The 22,678-nt window shown below is 66.9% G+C and carries 14 protein-coding genes and 2 pseudogenes; 8 read left to right on the top strand and 8 right to left on the bottom strand.

What is annotated here, in order from left to right; all coding sequences use genetic code 11:
- Positions 1-8: 8 nt before the first annotated feature.
- Entirely contained in the window at positions 9-776 is a 768-nt protein-coding gene (locus E4A48_RS00080; protein WP_039006016.1) for an endonuclease/exonuclease/phosphatase family protein, read from the top strand.
- 483 nt (positions 777-1,259) lie between these two features.
- Here E4A48_RS00080 and E4A48_RS00075 read toward each other — a convergent pair whose 3' ends face one another.
- Positions 1,260-4,145 carry a TonB-dependent receptor gene (locus tag E4A48_RS00075; protein ID WP_142741642.1) on the bottom strand — a complete coding sequence of 962 codons (2,886 nt, stop codon included), beginning with the start codon at positions 4,143-4,145 and terminating at the stop codon, positions 1,260-1,262.
- 654 nt (positions 4,146-4,799) lie between these two features.
- Between E4A48_RS00075 and E4A48_RS00070 the strand changes: the two genes are divergently transcribed.
- The 4 genes from E4A48_RS00070 to E4A48_RS00055 all read left to right on the top strand — a co-directional run bounded on the left by E4A48_RS00070 (position 4,800) and on the right by E4A48_RS00055 (position 9,557).
- Positions 4,800-6,755: a transglycosylase SLT domain-containing protein gene (locus E4A48_RS00070; protein ID WP_142741641.1), complete on the top strand. Its 1,956-nt coding sequence runs from the start codon at positions 4,800-4,802 to the stop codon at positions 6,753-6,755.
- Between the two features lie 88 nt (positions 6,756-6,843).
- Positions 6,844-8,079, top strand: a complete 1,236-nt coding sequence (locus tag E4A48_RS00065; protein WP_142741640.1) for a multifunctional CCA addition/repair protein — start codon at positions 6,844-6,846, stop codon at positions 8,077-8,079.
- A 173-nt stretch (positions 8,080-8,252) separates the two neighbouring features.
- The gene (locus E4A48_RS00060; RefSeq protein ID WP_142741639.1) at positions 8,253-9,131 is read left to right on the top strand and encodes a hypothetical protein; all 879 of its coding nucleotides are present in this window, start codon (positions 8,253-8,255) and stop codon (positions 9,129-9,131) included.
- Positions 9,132-9,185: 54 nt separating this feature from the next.
- The gene (locus E4A48_RS00055) at positions 9,186-9,557 is read left to right on the top strand and encodes a hypothetical protein (protein ID WP_142741638.1); all 372 of its coding nucleotides are present in this window, start codon (positions 9,186-9,188) and stop codon (positions 9,555-9,557) included.
- A 133-nt stretch (positions 9,558-9,690) separates the two neighbouring features.
- Here E4A48_RS00055 and nagA read toward each other — a convergent pair whose 3' ends face one another.
- The 7 genes from nagA to E4A48_RS00020 form a co-directional block, all read right to left on the bottom strand.
- Positions 9,691-10,836 carry an N-acetylglucosamine-6-phosphate deacetylase gene (gene nagA, locus E4A48_RS00050; protein ID WP_039006021.1) on the bottom strand — a complete coding sequence of 382 codons (1,146 nt, stop codon included), beginning with the start codon at positions 10,834-10,836 and terminating at the stop codon, positions 9,691-9,693.
- Positions 10,836-11,864, bottom strand: coding sequence for an SIS domain-containing protein (locus E4A48_RS00045; RefSeq protein WP_142741637.1), 1,029 nt, complete (start codon positions 11,862-11,864; stop codon positions 10,836-10,838). The genes nagA and E4A48_RS00045 overlap by 1 nt, the downstream gene beginning before the upstream one ends.
- A gap of 8 nt (positions 11,865-11,872) precedes the next feature.
- The gene (locus tag E4A48_RS00040; RefSeq protein WP_039008971.1) at positions 11,873-12,940 is read right to left on the bottom strand and encodes a LacI family DNA-binding transcriptional regulator; all 1,068 of its coding nucleotides are present in this window, start codon (positions 12,938-12,940) and stop codon (positions 11,873-11,875) included.
- Positions 12,941-12,982: 42 nt separating this feature from the next.
- On the bottom strand, positions 12,983-14,263 hold the full coding sequence (locus tag E4A48_RS00035; protein ID WP_039006022.1) for a sugar MFS transporter: 1,281 nt from the start codon (positions 14,261-14,263) through the stop codon (positions 12,983-12,985).
- A gap of 38 nt (positions 14,264-14,301) precedes the next feature.
- Positions 14,302-15,024: a GntR family transcriptional regulator gene (locus E4A48_RS00030; RefSeq protein WP_176717096.1), complete on the bottom strand. Its 723-nt coding sequence runs from the start codon at positions 15,022-15,024 to the stop codon at positions 14,302-14,304.
- Between the two features lie 104 nt (positions 15,025-15,128).
- Positions 15,129-16,283: an acyltransferase family protein gene (locus E4A48_RS00025; RefSeq protein WP_142741636.1), complete on the bottom strand. Its 1,155-nt coding sequence runs from the start codon at positions 16,281-16,283 to the stop codon at positions 15,129-15,131.
- Entirely contained in the window at positions 16,280-17,977 is a 1,698-nt protein-coding gene (locus E4A48_RS00020; RefSeq protein WP_260608014.1) for an alpha-N-acetylglucosaminidase, read from the bottom strand. Before E4A48_RS00020 ends, E4A48_RS00025 begins: the two co-directional genes overlap by 4 nt.
- A 32-nt stretch (positions 17,978-18,009) precedes the next feature.
- Between E4A48_RS00020 and E4A48_RS00015 the strand changes: the two are divergent.
- The 3 genes and pseudogenes from E4A48_RS00015 to E4A48_RS00005 form a co-directional block, all read left to right on the top strand.
- Positions 18,010-18,608, top strand: a pseudogene (locus tag E4A48_RS00015) (alpha-2-macroglobulin family protein); the annotation flags it as partial.
- Positions 18,609-19,012: 404 nt separating this feature from the next.
- The gene (locus E4A48_RS00010) at positions 19,013-21,910 is read left to right on the top strand and encodes a TonB-dependent receptor (protein WP_142741635.1); all 2,898 of its coding nucleotides are present in this window, start codon (positions 19,013-19,015) and stop codon (positions 21,908-21,910) included.
- A 29-nt stretch (positions 21,911-21,939) separates the two neighbouring features.
- Positions 21,940-22,678 (top strand): annotated as a pseudogene (locus E4A48_RS00005) (glycerophosphodiester phosphodiesterase family protein); the annotation flags it as partial.

Here is a 22,678-nt window from a genome sequence, read left to right as displayed (position 1 = left end):
GCGCCGCCGTGACCGTCCCCGCCACCCGCACGCTGCGCGTGCTCACCGCCAATATCCAGGCCGGCTCCAGCACGCGCCGCTACAGCGACTACGTGACCCGCAGCTGGTCGCATGCGCTGCCGGCGGGGAGCAAGCGCAGCAGCCTGGATGCGATCGCGCAGCTGGCCCGCGCGCACGACATCGTCGGCCTGCAGGAAAGCGATCCGGGTAGCCTGCGCTCTGGCTTCACCAATCAGACCCACTACCTGGCCGAGCGCGCCGGCTTCAACTACTGGAGCCACCAGCCGAACCGGCGCATGGGCGGCGTGGCGTCCAGCGCCAACGGCCTGCTCAGCCGGTTGGAGCCGGTCGAAGTGCAGGACCATCCCCTGCCCGGCCGGCTCGGCGGGCGCGGCGTGCTGCTGGCCAAGTTCGGCGACGGTGCGGAAGGGTTGGCGATCGCGGTGGCGCACCTGTCGCTGGGCGCCAACTCGCGCGCCTCGCAGTTGGCGTTCATCGCCGAACTGCTGTCCGAGCATCCCAACGCGGTGCTGATGGGCGACTTCAACTGCGTCGCCGACCGCCCCGAGATGCAGGCCCTGTACAAGCGCACCCGGCTGCAACCGCCGGGCTGCGTGGTGCCGACCTTCCCCAGCTGGCGCCCGCAGCGCGCGATCGACCACATCCTGGTCAGCGACGGCCTGCGCTGCAACGAACAGCGCGCAGTGCCCGCCGCGTTCTCCGATCACCTGGCGGTGGCCACCGAGATCGAAGTGCCGCAGGCGCTGCTGCGCTAGTTAGCTGCTGCGTTTTCTGTGCGGAATGCATTCGCTGTGCTGCTGCGTTCCCTGTAGGAGCAACTGTCTTCAGCCGCGACGAGCGCCGTGCTGAATGTTCCCAACCGGCATGCCGTCGGGACTCACGTCCCTCCCACAAGCGGCCTCGCAACTCCAAGGCGCCGGTGACGCCCTTGTGGGAGCGACGTCAGTCGCGACGAGCGCAGCGGCGGGCCTTGCGGCTTGGGACGTTGTCGCGGCGGAAGTTGCTCCTACGGTGCACCCAGCAAGCGATCCGCAGGCCGTGTAGGGCTTGAGCCGCGACAGGCCTTATCGGTAAAGCCGTCGCGGCTGAAGCGGCTCCTACAGAAATGCGGCGGCTCGCAAAGAATTGGGAAAGTGACTCCGGGTGGCCTCGGGCCATTCGTCGCGACGGGATTTCTCGGTAGAGCCCGTCACGACTGGAGTCGCTCCCACATTCGGCTTCAGGCGAAGCGAAAGCGACTAGAACTTCAGATCTGCACGCACGTACAGATAACGGCCGCCGGGGATGTCATAGGTGGACGCGTCGTAGCCGTTGAGCGAGCACGACAGGCAGATCGGCGGATCCTTGTCGAAGACGTTGTTGACGCCGCCGCTGACGGTCAGGCCTTTCATCCAGTCGAAGCGGTAGCCCAGTTGCACGTCGTGGTAGGTGATCGCATCCAGCGTGTTGCTGCCGGCGGCCTGGTTGCTGCACACCGGGAACGCCACCGCGTCGCCGCACTGCTCAGTCAATTCGGAAATGTGCCGCACCGTCCACGAGGCGTTCCAGCGGTGCAACGACCAGTCCAGCGTCAGGTTGCTGGTCCACTCCGGAATCGAACTGTCCACCACTTCCACGCCCGGTTGCTGAGGCTGCACCTGGCCGGCGGCGCCGGTGGCGACGTAGCGGGTGACGAAGGTGTTCTGCAAGCCGATCTTGAAGCGCCCGGCCGCGGTCTGCGGCGAGGTCCAGAACAGGTCAACGTCCCAGCCGTCGGTCTTGATCGAGCCGAGGTTGGTCAGGCGGTTGTTGAAGCCGTTGATGCCGCCGGTGGAGGCGCGGGTGATCCCGTCGCAATAGGTCGCGTCCAGCGTGTCCGCGCACAGGTCGAGCTGGGTCTGCGCGTTGATCGCCTGGATCGCGCCGTCGATGTCGTGGCGGTAGAAGGTCACTTCGACATCGAAGCGGTCCGACCACGGCACGTTGCTGGCGAACCACGGGCTCCACACGAAGCCGGCGCTGAAGCTGCGTGCCTTCTCCGGCTCCAGCGCGCGGTTGCCGCCGGTGGTCACCGAGATCTGCGAGTTGGCCTGCTGGTAGCCGGCCGGCACGCCGAGCGCGGCGCAGTTGTCGGCGTTGCCGCGCGGCGCGGTGCCGCCCAGGCCGACCGAGCATGGATCGGACAGGGTCAGGTCGGCGCGCGCCGCCGAGCCGTACAGCTCGCCGATGGTCGGGGCGCGGAAACCTTCGGCATAGCTGGTGCGCAGCACGAAGTCCGGCGACACCTGCCAGCGCAGGCCGTACTTCGGGGTGAACTCGCCGCCGAAGGTGGAGTAATCCGAATAACGCCCGGCCAGGCTCAGGTCGAGTTTGTCGCCCAGCGGCGAGTCGGCGAAGATCGGCACGCTCAGTTCGAGATAGGCTTCCTTGACGTTGTAGCTGCCCTCGGTCGGCAACGACGGCACGCCGTTGTAGTGGCCGATCACGGTCAGCGGATCGGGCTGATAGAAGCCCTCGTACTTGCGGTACTCCACGCCGGTGGCGAAGGACACCGCGCCGGCCGGCAGGGTGAACAGGTCGCTGCTGAGGTTGGCGGTGAACTGGGTCAGCTCGTTCTGGCTGCGGTCGCGCACCACCGGCTGGATCCAGCGCAGCATCTCCGGGGTAATGCTGCCGGCGCCGCCGAAGAGGTTCAGCGGCACGCAGCCGGCCACCGCCGCGCAGGCCGCCGGGTCGCCCAGCGCCAGATTGATGTTGTAGATGTTGTAGCTGCCGTAGTTGGTCTGCTCGGCCTTGTTCTTGCTGTAGGCGCCGTTGACGTCCCAGAACCAGGTGCGGTCGGCGCTCTCGAAACTGCCGATGAAGCCGGTGCCGACGTACTGGGTGTCCACGCGCTGCTCGAACACGCGCGCGCCGCCTTCCACCGGCCGCCGCCCGATCATGATCAGGTTGCTGGACGAATCCAGGTCGAAGCCGAACGGGTTGTACGGATTGGCCGCGGAAATGACGATGTTGTCGGCCAGCGGATTGCCGGTGCCGGCATCGGGGCCGAGGAAGATCGGCTCTGGCCCGGCCTGGTTGGTCGACTCGCGGCGGTTGCCGAGCAGCTTCAGGTACCACTGCACGTCGTCGTTGAAGAAGTAGCGGAACTGGCCGAACACGCCCTTGCGCTCGGATGGTGTCAGCAACAGGTTGGAGGCGGCGAAGTTGTAGCGGTCGCTGCTGCCGAAACAGTGGTAGCCGTCGCTGCGCGTGCAGCCGGCGCTGCCGTCGTAGGTCGGGGCGCCGGCACCGCTGTTCGGCGTCAGGTCCTGCTCGGCGCCGGTGATCGGATCGACGAAGATGAAGCGGCCGTCCGGCGTGGCCGAGCTGCCGAAGCTGAGCCCGGTGCCGGGTACCGGATACAGCGACTGCTTGCGATCGCGCGCATAGATCGGATCCTGCTTGGTGTAGCTGGCACCCAGGAACACGCTGGTGTGTTCGGTGCTGTGGCCCCAGGCCAGGTCCACGCCCTTGCTGGCGCCGTCGCCCTTGTCGAACTGGCCGTAGTTCAGCGTGACCTGGCCGCCGTCGAACTTGCGCCGGGTGATGATGTTGACCACGCCGGCGATCGCGTCGGAGCCGTACAGCGACGAGGCCCCGTCCTCCAGCACCTCGATGCGCTCGACGATGGCCAGCGGGATGGTGTTGAGGTCGGTGGCCGCGCCCACGCCGGACGCCGACGACTCGTTGACCCAGCGCATGCCGTCGACCAGCACCAGCACGCGTTTGGCGCCGAGATGGCGCAGGTCCACCTGCGCCGAGCCGGCACCGACGCCACTGCCGTCGGGTGGGAAACCGAAATTGCCGGAGGAGTTGAACTTCGTGTTCAACGCCGAGCCTGAAGCGGTGAGTTCCTGCAGCACGTCGCCGATCGAGGTCAGGCCGGTGCGTTCGATGTCGGCGCGGCTCAGCGTCTGCACCGGCACCTGGCCCTCCAGCTCAGCCTTGCGAATGCGCGTACCGGTGACCTGCACGCTGTCCAGAGTGGTGGCGGGCTCGGGGGCAGCGGGCGCGGCCTGCTGGGCGATGGCCAGCGCGGGCGAACCGGCCAGCAAGCACAAGGGAACCGCGAAAACCAAAAGATGGCGGTGCAGGCAATTCATCCGTCTCTCTCTCCAGAAAGGATGTGGGTCGGCCGCTGCGCCCCCCTGCACCGCGACGGCGTGGTTTACTTTGTAAACAAAACGTAAACCCTAAGCAAGCAATCGGACTGCGATTCGGACCGTCCTGGAGCGACTGGACGATTTCGTAGACATGGCGACAGCCCATCCGGATTCCGATCCCGGCCGGCGCAGGACAGCGCACGCCAAGTGAACCATTGCCGGGACATGGCGCAAGACAACGCTATGCGGATCGTGCCGACCGGTTTGTCAAGGTGCGGGAAATCCAGTGCTCGGTGTGCTTGCCGGCATGGCCGCTGCACGGACGCTGGCGGCGACATGGCGGTACGCATCGCCGCAGTGCGCGCGGTCGCGGCAGCGCATCACGGCCTGCGACAGTGCGCGGCGGACACGGCTCGATACAGCGCCAAGCGCGTGGCACGCATAGTGCATGGCAACGGCCACTGCGCCGGCGCCAAGCGCAGCGGATGCTGGATCCAATCAGCGCCCATGCCGCACCCGGCAGCGCTGCGCAGGCTACGCTGGGCCGCAGCGCAGCCCCCCCCCCCTGCACGCCCTTGCCCCGCTGCGCTCGCGTCGCCGTGGCTGCCAAGCCCTTGCCACGTCGATTCATCGGCGTTCGGTATAGTCCGGCGCATGAAATTGCGCACGTCTGTCCTGCTGCTCGCCGCCGCGTTGTGCGGCTCTGCCCCTGCCCTCGCCCAGACCCTGGACGCACAGCGTCCGGCGCTACGCGCGGCGATCGACGCCGCCGAGCGCGGCCAGTTCGATCCCGTGCAGGCGGCCGCCTTCAAGCAGCACCCGCTGTACGGCTGGCTCGAATACGCCAACCTGCGGCGCAATATCGACCGCGTCTCCGATGCGCAGGCGCAGGAGTTCCTCAAGCGCTACGCCGGGCAACCGGTGGCCGAGAGCTTCCGCACGCTGTGGCTGCCGGCGCTGGCGCGGCGCCAGGATTGGCCGGCGCTGCTGGCCAACTGGAAGCCCACCGACAACGCCGGCCTGCGCTGCGCCCAGCTCAACGCGCGCCAGGCCACCGGCCGCGCCGATGCGCAATGGATCGACGAGGCGCAGGCGCTGTGGCGCAGCAGCGGCAAGTCGCTGCCGGATGCGTGCGATGCGGTGTTCGCGGTGGTGCAGGCGCGCGGCGGCATGAACGACACGCTGCGCTGGGCGCGGGTGGAAGCGGCGGCCGATGCGCAGCAGCCGGCGGTGATGCGCGGCGCCGCGCGCGGTTTGCCCGCCGTCGAACTGGCCCTGGCCAACGACTACGCGGCGTTCCTGGACGCCGTGCACATGCGCGCGCTGACCTGGCCGAAGACCGAGCGCAGCCGCAAGGTAGTGGTGGACGGCCTGGAGAAAGTGGCGAAAACCGATCCGGACGCGGCCGAGCGGCAGTTGCCGCTATTCGCCCAGGCGCTGCAGCTGAGCGAGGCGCAGCGCGGCGAAGTGCTGTACCAGATCGCGTTGTGGACGGTGGCCTCATACGGGCCGGATTCGGCGCGCCGGCTCAACGCCGTGCCCGACAGCGCCTACGACGAACGCCTGCACGAATGGCGCACGCGCGAAGCGATGGCGCGCGGCGACTGGCCGGCGGCACTGGCGGCGATCCGCAAGATGGCCCCGGCGCAGCGCAACGATTCGCGCTGGCAGTATTTCGAGGCGCGGCTGGCGGAGAAGACCGGCAATGCCGGCGAGGCGCAGCGGCTGTACCGCGAGGCGGCCAAGTCCGCCACCTTCCACGGCTTCATGGCCGCCGACCGGCTCAAGCAGCCCTACGCGCTGTGCCCATGGGAACCCAACGACAGCGCGCAGGCGCAGGCCGCGGTGGCCCGCGATCCGGCGCTGGTGCGAGCGCTGGAACTGTTCAAGATCGACCGCGCGGCCTGGGCGGTGGCCGAATGGAACGACGCGCTGACCCGCTTCGACGATAACCAACGGCGCATGGCGGTGGAAGTGGCGCGCGACAACGGCTGGTTCGACCGCGCGGTGTTCTCGCTCGGCAAGCTGCCCGACGAACAGCGCCTGTATGCACTGCGCTTCCCGCTGTCCCACGACGCCACGATCCGCCGCGAAGCGGGCAAGAACGCGATCGACCCGGCCTGGGTCGCCGCCGAGATCCGCGCCGAGAGCATCTTCAATCCGAACGCACGTTCGCCTGCCAATGCGATGGGCCTGATGCAGGTGTTGCCGGCCACCGGCGCCAGCGTGGCCAGGAACCTCGGCCTGGCCGGTTATGGCGGCGCCGCCAGCCTGTACGACCCGGACACCAACATCGCCATCGGCACCGCCTACCTGCGCCAGCTGTTGAACACCTACGGCCTGCCCTACCTGACCATCGCCGCCTACAACGCCGGCCCCGGCCCGGCGGCGCGCTGGCAGACCCAGCGCCCCGGCCACGACGCCGACTTCTGGATCGAGACCATCAGCTACAAGGAAACCCGCGAGTACGTCGCACGCATCCTCGCCTTCAGCGTGATCTACGACTGGCGCCTCAACGGCGACGCGCTGCCGGTCAGCGACCGCATGCTCGGCACGCTGGACGCGCCGCGCAAGAAATTCGTCTGCGCAGGCACCGGAAACGCGCAATGAATCCCTGCCGTTTCGTTGCGCAGGGAAAGCACCGCGCCGACGCAGCCGCTTTTCCGGGTCCCGAGTCCCGAGTCCCGAGTCCCGAACGATGAAGACCTACCTGGTCGGCGGCGCCGTCCGCGACAGCCTGCTCGAACAACCGCCCGGCGACCGCGACTGGGTCGTGGTCGGCGCCACCCCGCAGCAAATGCTGGACCTGGGCTATAAACAGGTCGGCCGCGATTTTCCCGTCTTCCTGCACCCGCACAGCGGCGAGGAATACGCGCTGGCGCGCACCGAGCGCAAGTCCGGGCGCGGCTACCACGGCTTTGTGGTCGATGCCGACCCGTCGGTGACGCTGGAAGAAGATCTGCAGCGGCGCGACTTCACCATCAACGCGATCGCCCGCGACGAGGACAGCGGCGCGCTCGTCGATCCGTACGGCGGCGTGCGCGACATCGAACGGCGCGTACTGCGCCACATCGGCCCGGCCTTCGGCGAAGACCCGCTGCGCGTGCTGCGCGCAGCGCGCTTCATGGCGCGGCTGGCGCCGCTGGGTTTCAGCGTGGCGCCGGAAACCCTGGCGCTGATGCGCGCGATGGCGGCCAGCGGCGAACTGGACACGCTGGTGCCCGAGCGCGTGTGGCAGGAGCTGCGGCGCAGCCTCGCATCGGCACAGCCCTCGGCGTTCCTGCGCACCCTGCACGACGCCGACGCGCTGCGCAGCGTGCTGCCGGAACTGGAGGCGCTGTACGGCGTGCCGCAGCGCGCCGACTACCATCCCGAGATCGATACCGGCCTCCACCAGGAACTGGTCAGCGACATGGCCGCGCGGCTGGCGCCGGGCGACGCGCTGATCGGCTTCGCCGCGCTGACCCACGACCTGGGCAAGGCACTGACCCCGCAAGCGGAATGGCCGCGACACGTGATGCACGAACAACGCGGCGTGGCCCCGCTGCGCGCGCTGTGCGAACGCCTGAAACTGCCGCAGGAGCACCGCCAGCTGGCCGAGATCGCCTGCCGCGAGCACTTGAACGTGCATCGCCTGGCCGAACTACGCGACCGCACTGTGCACGAACTACTGCAGCGCTGCGACGGCTTCCGCAAGCCCGAACGCATCGCGCAGCTGGCGCTGGTGTGCGAAGCCGACAAGCGCGGCCGCCTCGGCAGCGAAGACGCCGACTACCCGCAAGGCCGCGCACTGCAGCGCCTGCACGCCGCGGCGCTGACGGTCAACGCCCGCGATCTGGCCGCGCAGGGCCTGAGCGGCCCGCAGATCGGCGAGGCGCTGGCGAAGGCGCGGATCGCCGCGATCGCTGTAGCGCGCAGCAAGACAGCAAACTGAAGTAATTGCGAAGAAAAGCGAATAAAGGCGTTTTTTCAACGATAAAGCCCAAGCGGCGCATTGACCATGATAATTCCATCACAATACGCTAGACGGCATTAAAAGGAGTCGTTGAAATCCGAGCGATAGCCAGCGTTTGAATTTCACTTCTTATTCCACTCCGAAGGGCTGAAATGAAAAAATACTTAACTCCCGTCGCAGTGGGAATTTCTATTCTTTTTGCTGCAATCTATTTTTCCGCATTTCACCTAAAAAAAATAAACAATGAAACCCATCCAGACAAAAAGAGCGCTGACCTAGAGATTTCACCCGACATCCAAAATACAGAAAAAAATAAATTTGATTCAGGCAATGCCAACCAAATCAAAGCATCGCGCTCCACAGAATATTACCTGAAATTCGAAAGCATAAAACACAAAGCAACCGAAGGGGATCCCAAAGCGCAGTTCGAGTTATCTAAAATTTATGGCCGATGCTTTCCGGTAAGTGTTTCATCAACGAAATTCTTATCCGGCATAAAAGCCATGGCTGCCCAGGCCGGCAATGCTGCAAGCGCCATGAACGCAACGGCAAAACGCATTGCAGATGACTGTGCATTAATCGAAGGGGGATCAATAATTCCACTCGAAGCACAGATAGAATGGCTGAAAGCAGCTGCCGCATCAGGAGATATTTCCGCAAAAATAAAATTGCGCAATATATACCCTGCCGAATCGAAAGAAAATATATCCGAACTGATAAATGAATCCATAAAAAGCAAGGATCCCGAAGCAATATTCGAACTCAGAGAGTTACTCTCACAACCACAGGAATCGGACCTTGGAGAATTTGAACCGGTTTCCGGCGATGCCATATCAGCATATGCCTGGGGCATCGTTGCATGCCAAATGGGTGCGGAATGCGGAGCTGAATCTGCGATCGTTGGTGGGTATTGCTTAAACGGTGCTTGCGGCTCCAATTATGAGCAATTGGTTCGCAATTATTTACTACCGAACGACGCAACAAATAAACTAAACAAAAAGATAGATTACATTAACCGCATAATTAGATAAAATGGGGATTTTGATATGCACACTGCAAAGCGCACTTGACTTTCCATCTTTCTGTTGACCGCAAGCCTTACAGCAATAGCAGCAATCGTTAGCATAGACTCAAGAAAGGCACCATATAATCAAGTAGCTCCGGCGCAAGGGGTCGGCGCATCTGATATTCCCGAAGTACGTCAAGCTGGCATGTTGGGCTTGCTAGGAATGTATCGAATTCCCAAAGGCATTACTTTATTGCAGAATAGATCTATTGCGAAAGTAATCTGGAATGATGATTCCACTGAAAAAACAACCATCGTTTGCCAATCGTGCACACCATGTGTACACCCCATTCCTGGCTCTTTGACGCGTGGCGGTTACGGTGGTGGTGGTGGTGATCTATCGCCAGGCTGCATCGGCAACTGCGGTGTTGTGACTGTCGGTCAGCCGTGACCAACGCATAGTCAACTATAAAATCAATCCGCCTGCATATCTAGCGGCTTACACAGGAACCACGCCCACTTAATCCGCGCATGCGCGGATTAGTTTTTGCCTGCACTCAAGATATATGCTTGGTGCATCCAGGCTACTCCACCGCCCCCGCGATCCAGGTCTGCCGCACTTGCAGCGCGTCGTCGAGCAGCACCAGGTCGGCCTGGTAGCCGGGTGCGATGCGGCCGTAGCGATCGTCCAGACCCAGGCATTGCGCCGGATACAGCGAGGCCATGCGCGCGGCTTCGTCCAGGCTCACGCCCAGCCACTGCACGCTGTTGCGGACCGCGCTGGCCATGTCCAGCGCCGAACCGGCCAGCGCGCCGGCGGCATTGCGCACCACGCCGTCCACCGCGGTGATGGTTTCGCCGTACAGGTCGAAGCTGGGGCTGTCGGCGCCGACCATCGGCATCGCGTCGGTGACCAGGAACAGCGTGCCGCGCGGTTTGGCCGCCAGCGCCACGCGCAGGCTGGCCGGGTGCACGTGCACGCCGTCAACGATGATGCCGCACCAGGCAGCGCGGTCTTCCAGCGCCGCGCCGACCACGCCGGGATCGCGTCCCTGCAGCGGCGACATCGCGTTGTACAGATGGGTGAAGCCGCACACGCCCGCATCCAGGCCGGCGCGGATCTCGTCGTAGCTGCCGGCGGTGTGGCCGGCGAACACGCGCGCGCCGGCGCCCGCCAGGGTGCGGATACTCGCGGCCGGCAACCGTTCCGGCGCCAGCGTGATCAGGGTGACGCCGTTGTCCAGCGAGGTGGCCAGCGCCAGTTCGGCGGCATCGGGCACGCGGAACTTGTCCACGTTGTGGGTGCCCTTGCGCGCCGGCGCCAGGTACGGCCCTTCCAGGTGGATGCCGAGCACGCCCGGCACGCCTGCGGCGATGGCCTGGCGGGTCGCGGCGATCGCCGCGCGCATCACCTCCAGGTCGTCGCTGATCAGCGTCGGCAGGTAGCCGGTGGTGCCGTAGCGGCGATGCGCCTGGCCGATGCGGCGCAGCGCGGCGACGTCGGTGCTGTTGTTGAACAGTACGCCGCCGCCGCCGTTGACCTGCAGGTCGATGAAACCCGGCAGCAGCGTGCCGCCGCCCAGGTCCAGTTGCGTCGTTGCCGCAGCCGCGCGCGCGTCGCCGTCGTCGAGCACGGCGGCGATGCACCTACCGTCCAGCAGCACGCTCACGCCATCGAGGAAGCCGTCCTCGCCGAGCACCCGCGCATTGCGCAGCGCCGTCGTCGTCATTACACCGTCTCCGTCACTTTGTTCAGATGCGGCGGCAGGTCCGGGTTGTAGCCGCGGCGCAGCGCCAGCGCGTTGATCGCGCGGTAGAAGCTCTGGATGGTCAGCAGCGGCGCGCACACCGGGTGCGGCGCGGCGACCAGCGGCAGATCGCCGTCGGCACTGGCCAGCCATACCTGCGCGCCGCGGCCGCGGAATTCCTCGGCCAGGCTGCGGGTGCCGGCGCCGGTGTCGTCCGGCTGGGCGAAGGCCAGCACCGGGAAGCCGGGGCCGACCAGCGCCATCGGCCCGTGCCTCACTTCCGCCGAGCTGTAGGCCTCGGCATGCAGGCCGCAGGTTTCCTTGAACTTGAGCGCCGCCTCCTGCGCCGCGGCCAGGCCAAGGCCGCGGCCGAGCACGAACAGGTTGTGCGCATCGACCAGGCCGTCGGTGAGCGGGCGCCAATCGGCCTGCCACGCGGCACGCAGCGCCTGCGGCAGCGCGTCGAGCGCGGCGAGCAGCGCCGCATCGTTCTTCCAGTGCGCGCCGAGCTGCAGGATCGCCGCCAGCGACGCCAGGTAGCTCTTGGTCGCAGCCACGCTCTTCTCCGGGCCGGCGCCGAGCGCGATCACCGTGTCGGCCAGCTGCGCCAGCGGCGAATCCTCGACGTTGACCAGCGCCACCACGCGCGCGCCGGCGGCCTTGGCGGCCTCGGCGTTGCGCAGCAGGTCCGGGCTCTTGCCGGACTGCGAGATCACCACGTACAGCGCGCCGCGCAACTGCAGCGGCGAGGCGTACACCGAGCCCACCGACGGCGAGGCCGAGGCAGTGACCACGCCGAGCTGGGTCTCGAACAGGTACTTGGCGTAGGTCGCGGCATGGTCGGAACTGCCGCGCGCGCAGGTAACCACGAACGGCGGCGGATCGGCGCGCAGCGAAGCGGCCAGCGCGCTCACCACGTCATGGTTGCGGGCGAACTGCGCGGCGACGACGTCAGCCGTTTCCGCGGCTTCGCGGAACATCAGGGTTTCGGTTTCGGTGGGCAATGCCATGGGCAGGGTCATGTCGGATCGGGGGAAGGAGGGCGGCGGGAATGCGGCTGCATCGGCGCGGTGGAGCCGCGCACCACCAGCTGCGGCACGAAGCCCTGGTTGTGCATCGGCGCCGGATGCTCTTCGTAGGCGTCGCTGCGCAGCTGGCTGATCAGCAGCCGTGCGGCGTGGCGCGCGATGTCTTCGGTGGCCTGCTTGGCGGTGGTCAGCGCCGGCCACGACTGGCGCGAGAACGGGCTGTCCTCGAAGCCGGCGATGGACAGGTCGTAGGGCACGTTCATGCCCGCCGACTTGGCCGCGGCCAGCACGCCGGCGGCGATCTCGTCGTTGGAGCCGAAGATCGCGGTCGGCGGCTCGCGCAGCGCCAGCAGCCGCCGCGCGCCGCGGAAGCCGTCGTCGAAGGTGTAGTCGCCGGGCACCACCAGGTGCTTGTCCAGGGTGATGCCGTAGTCCTTCAGCGCGGCCTCGTAGCCGGCGTAGCGCTCGCCGCTGGAACGGTGCGAAGTGCCGCCCCACAGGAAGCCGATGCGCTGGTGGCCGAGCTGGATCAGGTGCTCGGTAACCTCGTAGGCGGCGTCGCGGTCGTCGACGTAGACGCACGGGCCGTCCTTCGGATCCTCGGTGGCGGCGATGATGCGCACGGTCTTGATCCCGCGCGCGGTCAGCGCCGCGACCAGTTCGGCGCGCTCGGACATCGGCGCGGTCAACACCAGCCCGGCCAGGCGCGAACGCTGGGTCCACTCGGCCAGTTCCTCGGCCAGCATCGGCGAGGTCGAATCGCAGGGATGGATCTGCAGGCCGAAGCCGGTCTCGCGACACGCCGCCAGCACGCCGTTCTGCACGCCGATGATGTGGTACGGATTTGGGTTGTCGTACACCAGCCCGATCACGAACGGGGTGCCGCTGCGCAGGTTGCGCGCCGACGGATCCGGTTCGTAGTCCAGCTCGGCGATAGCGTGCAGCACACGCGCGCGCGTGGCCTGCATCACCGACGGTTCGTTGTTGATGACCCGCGACACGGTCTTCAGCGACACCCGCGCCCGTTCGGCGACGTCTTTGATGGTGGGTCTACGCATGCTGCGGTCCTGCACGTCGGGAAGTACGCCCATGATGCGCGATCACGCGCGGGCGGAGGCATGACCGGCACGGTGGCCGACCAGGGAATAAAACAGGATGTACAGGTAGCACGGCACCATCAGCAACAGGAATACCAATTGGAAATCGAAGTGCTGCTTCAGCACCGCGAACAGCTGCGGGATGATCGCGCCGCCGGCGATGCCCATCACCAGCAAGGCCGAGCCGATCTCGGTGTGTCGGCCCAGGCCCTTGATTGCCAGCGGGAAGATCGCCGGCCACATCATCGCGTTGGCGAAGCCGAGCGCGGCGACGAAACCCACCGACACATAACCGTGGGTGACGTAGGCGCCGGCCGAGAACAGCACGCCGAGCAGCGCCGAGATGCTGAGATAGCGCGCCTGCGAGATCAGCGTGGGAATCAGCAGCAGACCGGCCACGTAGCCGGCCAGCATCGCCGCCAGGGTGTAGGAGGTGAACAGCTTGGTGTGGTCCAGCGGCAGGTGGAAGCCGTTGCCGTAGGTGCCGATCGCATCGCCGGCCATCACTTCCACGCCCACGTACACGAACAGGCACAGCACGCCCAGCCACAGGTGCGGGAACTGCAAGATGCTGGTCTTCTGCGCAGGGCTGCCGGCACCGACCGGCGCGGCGTTGACTTCCGACGCCTTCAATTCCGGCAGCGGCGAGAACAGCACGCCGATCGCCACCACCACCAGCACGCCGGCCATCACCAGGTACGGCAGGTGGATCTTGGCGGCGAACGCGGTCAGCAGCGCTTCCTTGGCCACCGGCTCGGCGGCCTGCACCTGCGTGGCCAGATCGCCGACGCCGTGCAGCACCAGCGTGCCGATCAGGAACGGCGCCAGGATGCCGGCGATCTTGTTGCAGATGCCCATCACCGCGATGCGCCGCGCCGCGCTCTCGATCGGGCCGAGGATGCTGATGTACGGGTTGATCGCGGTCTGCAGCAGCGCCAGGCCGCTGCCGATCACGAACAGACCGGCCAGCGCGCCGGGATAGAAGCGCTGCGTGGCGAACTGGCCGAACGCCGCCGCGCCCGCCGCCATCACCACCAGGCTAAGCGCCAGGCCCTTCTTCATGCCGGTGCGCTTGAGGATCCACGACGACGGCAGCGCCAGGAAGAAATACGACAGGTAGAACACCATCAGCACCAGGAACGCATTGACCTCGTTGAGGTCGAACGCCAGCCGCACGAAGGTGATCAGCGGGCCGTTGATCCAGGTGAAGAATCCGATGATGAAGAACAGCAAGCCGACGATGGCGATCGAGGCGTAGGGACTGGCAGGCCGTGCGGTGGTCATGGGCGGGCGGGCTCCGGAAAGGCGCGTGGGTCGGTCGATCAGCGTCGCAGTTCGGCGACGAAGTCGTAGTAGTCGTTGTGGCAATAGGTGTCGGTCAGCTCGATCGCGCTGCCGTCGCGGGTATAGCCGACCCGCACCACGTGCAGGATCGCCTCGCCTTCCTTCATGCCCAGGTGCCCGGCCAGCCGCGCCGGCAGGTTGATCGCGCGAAAGTACTGCAGCGCGCGCACCACCGGGGTGCCCTGTGCATCCAGGTAGGCGTACAGCGAATCGCCGATCGCCAGCGGATCGGGCACGGTGCGCTGCGGCAGCACCGCCTTCTCATAGGCCATGACCCGGCCGTCGGCGCTGCGCAGGCGGGTCAGCGCCGCCACCACGGTGTCCGGCGACAGCCCCAAGCGCAGGATTTCCTCGCCGTGGGCGGGGCGCACGCGCCGTTCCAGCCAGCGCGTGCCCGGCTCCAGGCCCTTCATGCGCAGGGTCTCGCTGAAGCTGGCCAGACCACTGAGCTGATGCTGGATATGCGAGGTGATGAAGGTGCCGGCGCCCTGCCGGCGCGACACCAGGCCCTGTTCGACCAGCGCATCCACCGCCTGGCGCAACGTCACCCGCGACACCTGCAGTTGTTCGCACAACTGGCGTTCGGCCGGCAACGCCTCGCCCGGCCTCCACTGGCCGCCCTTGATCGCCTCGACCAGCTTGCTGGCCAGTTGCAGGTACAGCGGGGTCGGCGCACTCGGGTCCACGGCCAAGCCCGCCAGCCTGGGGTCGACCTCGGGCTTGAGCTTGGTCATCGTGCTGGCTCCGGACCGCATGGATTCATCATGTCCAATATAGTACCAATTTGCGACATGTGCACGCCGGGTCAGAGCCGCAGGTACAGCCGCCGCCGGTCCATCCACCAGCCCACCGCCCAGCACACCAACGTGTAGGCCAGCGCACAGGCCAGGCTGCCCCAGGGACCGGGCAGCAGCCGCTGGAACACCGCGATGCCCAGCCATTGGTACAGGTCCATTCCACTGGCGCCGGCCGGGACCAGCCGCAGGCTGATCACGAACAGTTCGGAGAACAGGTAGATTGCCAGCGGATTGCGCCCGAGCACGGTGAAGAAGCCGCTGCCCGCCTGCCACCGGCGCACCTCGATCGCCCACAGCAGCGCGCCCAGCAGCAGCAGATCCAGGCCCACCGTCAGCAGCACGAACGAACCGGTCCACAGTTTCTTGGCCAGCGGAAACCACGGCTGCCAGGCCAGGGCCAGCAGGGTCAGCGCGATGCCGGCCAGCAGCAGCCAGCGCACCGTGCGCGCCTGCTTGCCGACGCGGCGCACGTACAGGCCGGTCAGGTAGCCGGCGATGACATTGACCGTGGCCGGCAGCGTGCCGAGCAGGCCTTCCGGATCGAAGCCGCCGTCCTTGCGGTACAGCTGCGCCGGATCCAGCAGCCACAGGTCCAGGCGCGTGGCGGCGTTGCCGAGCTTGCTCAGTTCCGCACCCGGCTGGCCCCACAGGTACAGCGCCGCCCAGTGGCCGAGCAGCAGCGCCACGCAGGCGCCGAGCAGCCCGCGCGGCGGCAGCCAGCGGCACAACAGCGCGGCGAGCGCGTAGCACAGCGCGATGCGCTGCAGCACGCCCGGCACCCGGGTCTGGTCGATGGCGATGAAGCTCCAGCTGCCGTCGGCGCCCTGGTGCACGAACGGAAACCAGTACATCAAAAAGCCGAGCAGGAAGATCAGCGCGCTGCGCTTGCCGACCCGGCACAGGAACGCGCCGAGCGGCTGGCTGCGATCCAGCGCGAAGCTCATCGCGTTGCCGACCACGAACAGGAACGACGGGAACCCCACGTCGGCGGCGGTGAAGCCGAGCCACGGTGCGTGCCGCAGCTGCACGAACGCGTCGGCGCCGGCGCCCGGCGTGTTGCCCAGGATCATCAGGAAGATCATCAGGCCGCGGAACACGTCCAGCGACACGAAGCGTTCGCGCGATGGCGCGGCGGCGGGGATGCTCATGGAAGCGGCGCTCATCGGGCATCCACCTGTTGCAGCAGGGTGCGTACCGCGGCGACCGGATCGGCCGGGGCTTGCCGCGTGTAAGCTGTCTCGCACTTCACCCAGTCCAGCTCCCAGGCGCGCAGCCGCTGCTGCAACGCCGCCTCGTCCACGCTGCCGCCGCCGACCGCCGCCGCCCGCAGCGCCTGCATCGCCAGCGCCCAGCGCGGCAGGTAGTAGTCGGCGTACATGCCCTGCCAGGCCTTGGACGCATAGTCGCCGAGATTGCCCTCGCCGCCCCACACGCTGACCTGCGCCTTGGCGTCGCGCCGGTAGTAGGCCGCGTCCTGCGGCGTCTTCGCATAGCTTTCGGCATCGCCGAGCCAGCTCGACAGGGTTTCCTGCTGGCCGCCGACCAGGCCGTCGAGCTGCCGCACCGCCGCCTGCACGCGGGCGAACGCGGCATCGCCGGCGGCGACGTCGCCGCGCTTGTAGGCGGCCACCGCCTGCTGCAATTGCGCATCCACGCGACCGGTCGCGTAGTGGCGGGCGAAGTCCACCAGGTCGTAGCGGTACAGCGGCGCGTCGGCGTACTCCGGCGCCAGCGCCAGCAATTGATCCAGCGCACGGCGCAAGCGCGGCGGGTCGCCGGGCGCACCTTCGAATTCACCGATGTCCAGCGTCGGCCGCTTGAACAGCAGGTAAGCGCCGGCACGGCTGCGCCACCAGCGCGGCGTCCAGTAGCGGGTGGACAGCACTGCGGCCTGCAGGTCGTCCCAGGCCGCACGCAATGCCGGCGAAGTATGTCCGTAGCGGGCGCGGGTGTAGTCGCCGAGCCAGTCCTGCAGCGAACGCTGCTGCTCGCCCCAGGCCAGCGCGTACATGTATTCGTAGACCACCGAGTTGGTGTGCAGGCCTTCCGGGAACGCGCCGAAGCCGACCAGTTGCTGCTTGTCCTTGTCCGCGAGCAGCGCACGCAGGTCGTCGCGGTAGAACGCCAGGTCGCCGTACACCGGATTGCTGCCGCCGTAGTTGTGCACGTAGCCGTAGATCCACTGCTTGCCGTCGAACGCGTCGGACAGCTTCCAGGTGCCTGGGTAGCGATCGTTGCCGATGTCCAGCACCAGCAGCTTGTCGTTGGGCACCTCGCGCAGGAACGCGGCGATCGCCTGCGGCGTCCAGAAGTGGCGGTCGGCGCCGAACAGCCAGCCCTGCATCACCCATACCGCGTCGGGATTGGCGCGATGGATCGATTCATACAATGCGCGGCCGTACTCGGCCAGGCGCTTGTCGCGCTGCGCCGGCGACACCTCGGGCGGCGTGGTCTTGGCGGTATTGGCGGTGCTGTCGCCGTAGCTGGCCAGGCGCGCGTCGCTGCCGTCGGCGGCGATCGGCGGCAGCATTTCGTTGAACGCATCGGCCAGGTAATAGGTGCCCTTGCCGTACGTGCGGTCGTAGAGCTGGATGAAACGCTGCGCGATCTTGGCGAACAGCGGATCGGCCGGATCCAGCCAATAGGTCTCGTGGAAGCCTTCCCAGGCGCGCATGCGGTAGATGCGCGCCTGCGGATGCGCCTGCGCGAACGCCTTCGGCACATAGCCGGCGAAGGCCGGCAGCACCGGCTTCATGCCCAGCGCGCGCATGCGCTGCAGGATGCGCTGCTGCAACGCGTGCTTGTCCTCGATCCACTGCTGCGGCAACGGCGCATCGTAACCTTCGATGTTGCCCATGCGCTGCCGATCGGCGACGGGCAGCGAGGCGATCGCCGCGGCCGGCGTTCGGCCGCCAGTTCGACGAGGCCGAACTGCGCGCGGGGTCAGTTTCGTGCCGCAGGGCGAGGCGCCGCTATACGCCAGCCTGGAAATTGCCGGCATCCCGCGCAAGGCGCCGAAGGTGGATGAGAGCACGTTGAAGGTGGAACGCGCGTGGTACGGCACCGATGGCAAGCCGTGGACGCCGCGGCCGCTGAAGGAAGGCGAAGCGCTGATCGCGCGCGTCACCATCACCTCCAACGTGGGCATGCCCGACGCGCTGCTGACCGACCTGCTGCCGGCCGGCCTGGAAATCGAGAACTTCAACCTGGGCGATGCCAAGCAGTGGGCCGACGTGGTGGTGGACGGCATCGAGATCAGCGACCGTTCCAACGCCGCCGACGTCAAGCACGAGGAGTTCCGCGACGACCGCTACGTGGCCGCGCTGAGCCTGGCGCAAGGCGGCAAGGCGCAGGTGTTCTATCTGGTGCGTGCGGTGACGCCGGGCACCTACACCGTGCCGCCGCCGCTGGTCGAGGACATGTACCGTCCCGACCTGCGCGGGGTGGGACGCAGCAACCCGGGCACGATCAGCGTCGTGCAGCCTTAAGGCGTGCCATCATTTTCCGAGCAGGCCCAACCGGTCGGCCTGTTCGGGGAGTGAGGACAGGCCGTAGCGGATCCGGCCGCAGCCAATGCATGGAACGATAGGGCCCTTGCGGCCTATCGTCGTTTTTGGGGTGAAAGCATGGTTCGCCGCGGCGGTTCGATGGCCAGACAGCGGCCGTCTCGCTGCGGCGCCTGCCATCGCCGCGCCTGGGCAGCGCAACGGCGCATCGCCGTCTCGCCCGCCCTGCTGCGAACGCGGTAGTCGTAGTCAATGCCGGACCCGGAGCGAATGCGGCGTCGCGCACAACAGGCACCCGCTGACATGGGTTTGTCATAGACCCCCGGATAAAATTAACTACTTTTAAGTTATTAATTTCATTTTTGAAGTTTTTCAGGGATCGTGAAATGACGCAATCGCACCGCCGCCACTCCCGCCACCAGCGCGCCTTGCTGGTCTGCATGCTCGCCGCCAGTTGCCAGGCCGCCCTTGCGCAGCAGGCGGCCAAGCCGATGCCGGCGCCTGCAGCACCTGCGGACACCGGCGATACCGATGCCGGCGCCGCCTCGGCCGCCGTTGCCGGCGACGCCGGCGCGCCCAAGACCATGGACAGCGTGGTCGTCACCGGCGTGCGCAAGGCCAATGCCGCGGCGATCGAGAGCAAGCGCGCGGCGACCAACATCACCGACGTGATCAGTTCCACCGACGTGCGCGCGCTGCCGGACACCACCATCGTCGAAGCGCTGCGCCGCATCCCTGGCCTGTCGGTGCTGCCGGCGACCGACAACGAACATCCGCGCGACGAGGCCGCCACGCCGGTGCTGCGCGGCCTCGGCCCGTCCTACAACAACGTCACCATCGACGGCCTGACCGTGGCCTCGCCGGGCACGCCGAACGGCACGCTCGGCTCGATCACCCGCGGCGTGCGCCTGGACATCCTGCCGGCCTCGATGGTCAGCGAGTTGCAGGTGGTCAAGACCTTCACTCCGGATCTCGATCCCAACGCCACCGGCGGTGCGATCAACCTGCGCACGCGCAGCGCGTTCGAGAACGGCGGCAAGCCGTTCTTCACCAGCGAAGCCTCGCTGGGCCATGCCAACGACGTCGGCAAGCCGCGCGACCAGGACGATCCCGGCTACCGCCTCGGCGCCACCGGCAGCACCACTTTCGGCAGCGACCGGCAGTACGGCCTGACCCTGTCGGGCAACTACCAGACGCTGAGCAGCTACACCGAAACCCATATGACCACCGACACGGTGCACTACGGGTTCTACGACGGCAACGGCGTGCTGCAGAGCGGCAGCCTCGGCAACGGCTGGGCGGTGCCGCAGCAGGACAAGTACTGGTACGTGATGGACAAGCGCGACCGCTACGGCCTGACCGGCAAGTTCGAGGCGCACCCCAGCGCCGACCTGCAGGCCTACGTCACCGCGGGCTACTACTATTTCAAGGACGACATGCAGCGCAACGAACTGCTGATCGATCCGCGCAACCGCAACCGCGTCGTCAACCAGACCGCGACCTCCGGCAGTTACCCGGCCGGCGACATCGAGGTCGGCTATTCCAACCAGGTCACCACCACCCGCACCAAGCTCGGCCAGGCCGGCATGGAATGGCGGCCGGACGATCACCAAGTGCTGTCCGCGCGCGGCTCGTGGTCGGATGCGACCTACGACGAACCGATCCAGATGTTCAAGTACGTCACCGGCGCGTCGCGCCCGGCGCCGGTCCCGGTCGGCCAGACCGGCGCCGGTGTCAGCGTCAATCCCACCGCCAACTACGCCTTCAACTACGACACCTCGGCGCTGAACCAGCGCTTCCCGGTGGCGCCGCAGGCGTACTACGACTACGACAACTACAGCCTGTTGTACTGGCGCCCGGACTACAAGCGCAGCGCGCGCGACCGCATCCTCACCGGGCGCCTGGACTACGCCTTCAACCAGGGCGAGCAGGACCTCGGCCTGGGCTTCGGCGCCGGCCTGTCGTACACCACCGACAAGCCGTCGTTCAACATCTACCGCGACGAATACCAGCCCAACAGCAGCGCGCCGGCGTTGAACATCGCCGACGTGCTGGCGCCTTCGAACGCGCCGCTGCGCTATCTCGGCCTGAACCTGATCACCATCGATCCGAACAAGGCGCGGCGTGTGCTGCAGTCCACGCCGCGCAGCGCGTTCAACAGCACCGACCAGTCGGCCTTCAGCAACCAGGACAACTTCAGCCACACCGAAAATATCTTCGGCGCCTACGGCCTGGTCAGCTACCGTGCCGAGGCATTCAACGTGGAGGCCGGCCTGCACTACGACAACACCGACCAGTCCACCATCGGCCGCCAGCGCCAGCTGGATACGGCCAGCGGCAAATACGTCTATGTCGACGCGCCGACCGATTCGCACTACGCCAACCTGCTGCCATCGGCGATCATGACCTACCACCTCAGCGACCGCCTCGACCTGCGCGCCGGCGCCAGCCGCACGCTCGGCCGCCCGCCGTACGACGCCTACGCCGCGCGCACCTCGATCGGCTTCGTCAACACCACCGATATGGGCAACCCCAATGCGCAGGGCGTGACCGTGACCGTGGGCAATCCGGACATCAAGCCGCGCGTATCGACCAACCTGGACCTGTCGCTGGAATGGCGCCTGCCGGACGATTTCGACGGCATGCTGGCCGCGGCGGTGTTCAACAAGCGCATCCAGGACGAGATCTTCACCCTGTCGCGCACCGACCAGTTCAGCTACAACGGCACCACCTATTCGAATGTGCTGATCAGCACCCCGGCCAATGCCTCCAATGCGCATATCCGCGGCCTGGAACTGAGCGCGGTGCTCAATACCTTGCTGCCCGGCGTGCCGGCACTGTCCGGGCTGGGCGCCAGCGCCAATCTGGCCTTGCTGGACGGCGGTATGGACGTGCCGTATAGCGTCGGCACCGCGCCGAACGTGAGCCAGCGCGAGCGCAGCGTCGATCGCCTGGTCGGCCAGCCGGGCTACACCGCCAACGCCTCGCTGTTCTACAACGTCGGCGGGCTGGAACTGCGCGCGGCCTACAACCGCCAGGGCAAGGCGCTGCGCGGCATCGTCAGCAACATCGACTGGCAGGACCTGTACTGGGCGCCGCGCTCGCAGCTGGATCTGTCGGCGACCTATGCGATCAACAAGCAGGTCAGCGTGGTCGGCCAGGTCAGCAACGTCACCCACAGCCGCATCACCAGCGTGACCGGACCGGGCGAGAACCTGCTGAAGGACACCTACTCGGTGCCGACCACGTACTGGTTCGGCATCCGCTTCACGCCTTCCCTTTGAACCTCTCAAACCTGCGGATTGCCACTTCCATGAAATCTTCCCTGTTACCGCTGCTGTTGCTGGGCAGCGCCCTCGCCGGTCCCGCCGCTGCAGCCCCCGCCGGCAGTGCCGTCAGCCAGGCGCGCCTGGCCGATCCCGCCGGCGGCATCTTCGTCGTCGCCCATCGCGGCTGCCACAATCCGGCGCCTGAGCATGGTTTCGCCGGCCATGCGCCGGAGAACTCGCTGGCCGGCCTGGAGCGCTGCGTGGCACTGGGCGTGGACATGCTCGAAACCGACATCCGCCGCGCCGCCGATGGCACCCTGGTGATGTTCCACGACGCCACCGTCGAACGCACCACCGACGGCAGCGGCAAAGTCGCCGAGATGACCTGGGCGCAGCTGTCGCAGTTGCGGCTGCGCGACGACGAGGGCGGCGCGATGCGCCGCTCACCGACCAGCATCCAGTGACCCTGGAGCAGATGCTGGCCGCGGCCAAGGGCCGGATCATGCTCAATCTCGACGTCAAGGCGCCGATCTACTCGGAAGTGGCCGACGCGGTGCGGCGCGCGGGCATGCAGCGCCAAGTGGTGCTCAAGACCGAGGTCGGCGTGCACAGCCAGTCGCTGGCGTCGCTGCCGCCATTCGACCAGGTGAACTTCACCCGGTACTGCTCAATCCGCCGGGCAGCGACGACCTGCTGCAGACCGCGAGCACCCAGATCGGCGGCAAGGTGCTTCCGGTCGCGATCGAACTGCCGCGGATGCGCGCCGAGCAGTTGCCGGCGCTG

The sequence above is a fragment of the Xanthomonas translucens pv. cerealis genome (assembly GCF_006838285.1).
GTDB lineage: Bacteria > Pseudomonadota > Gammaproteobacteria > Xanthomonadales > Xanthomonadaceae > Xanthomonas_A > Xanthomonas_A cerealis.
This window is presented reverse-complemented; position numbering and strand designations above follow the sequence as displayed.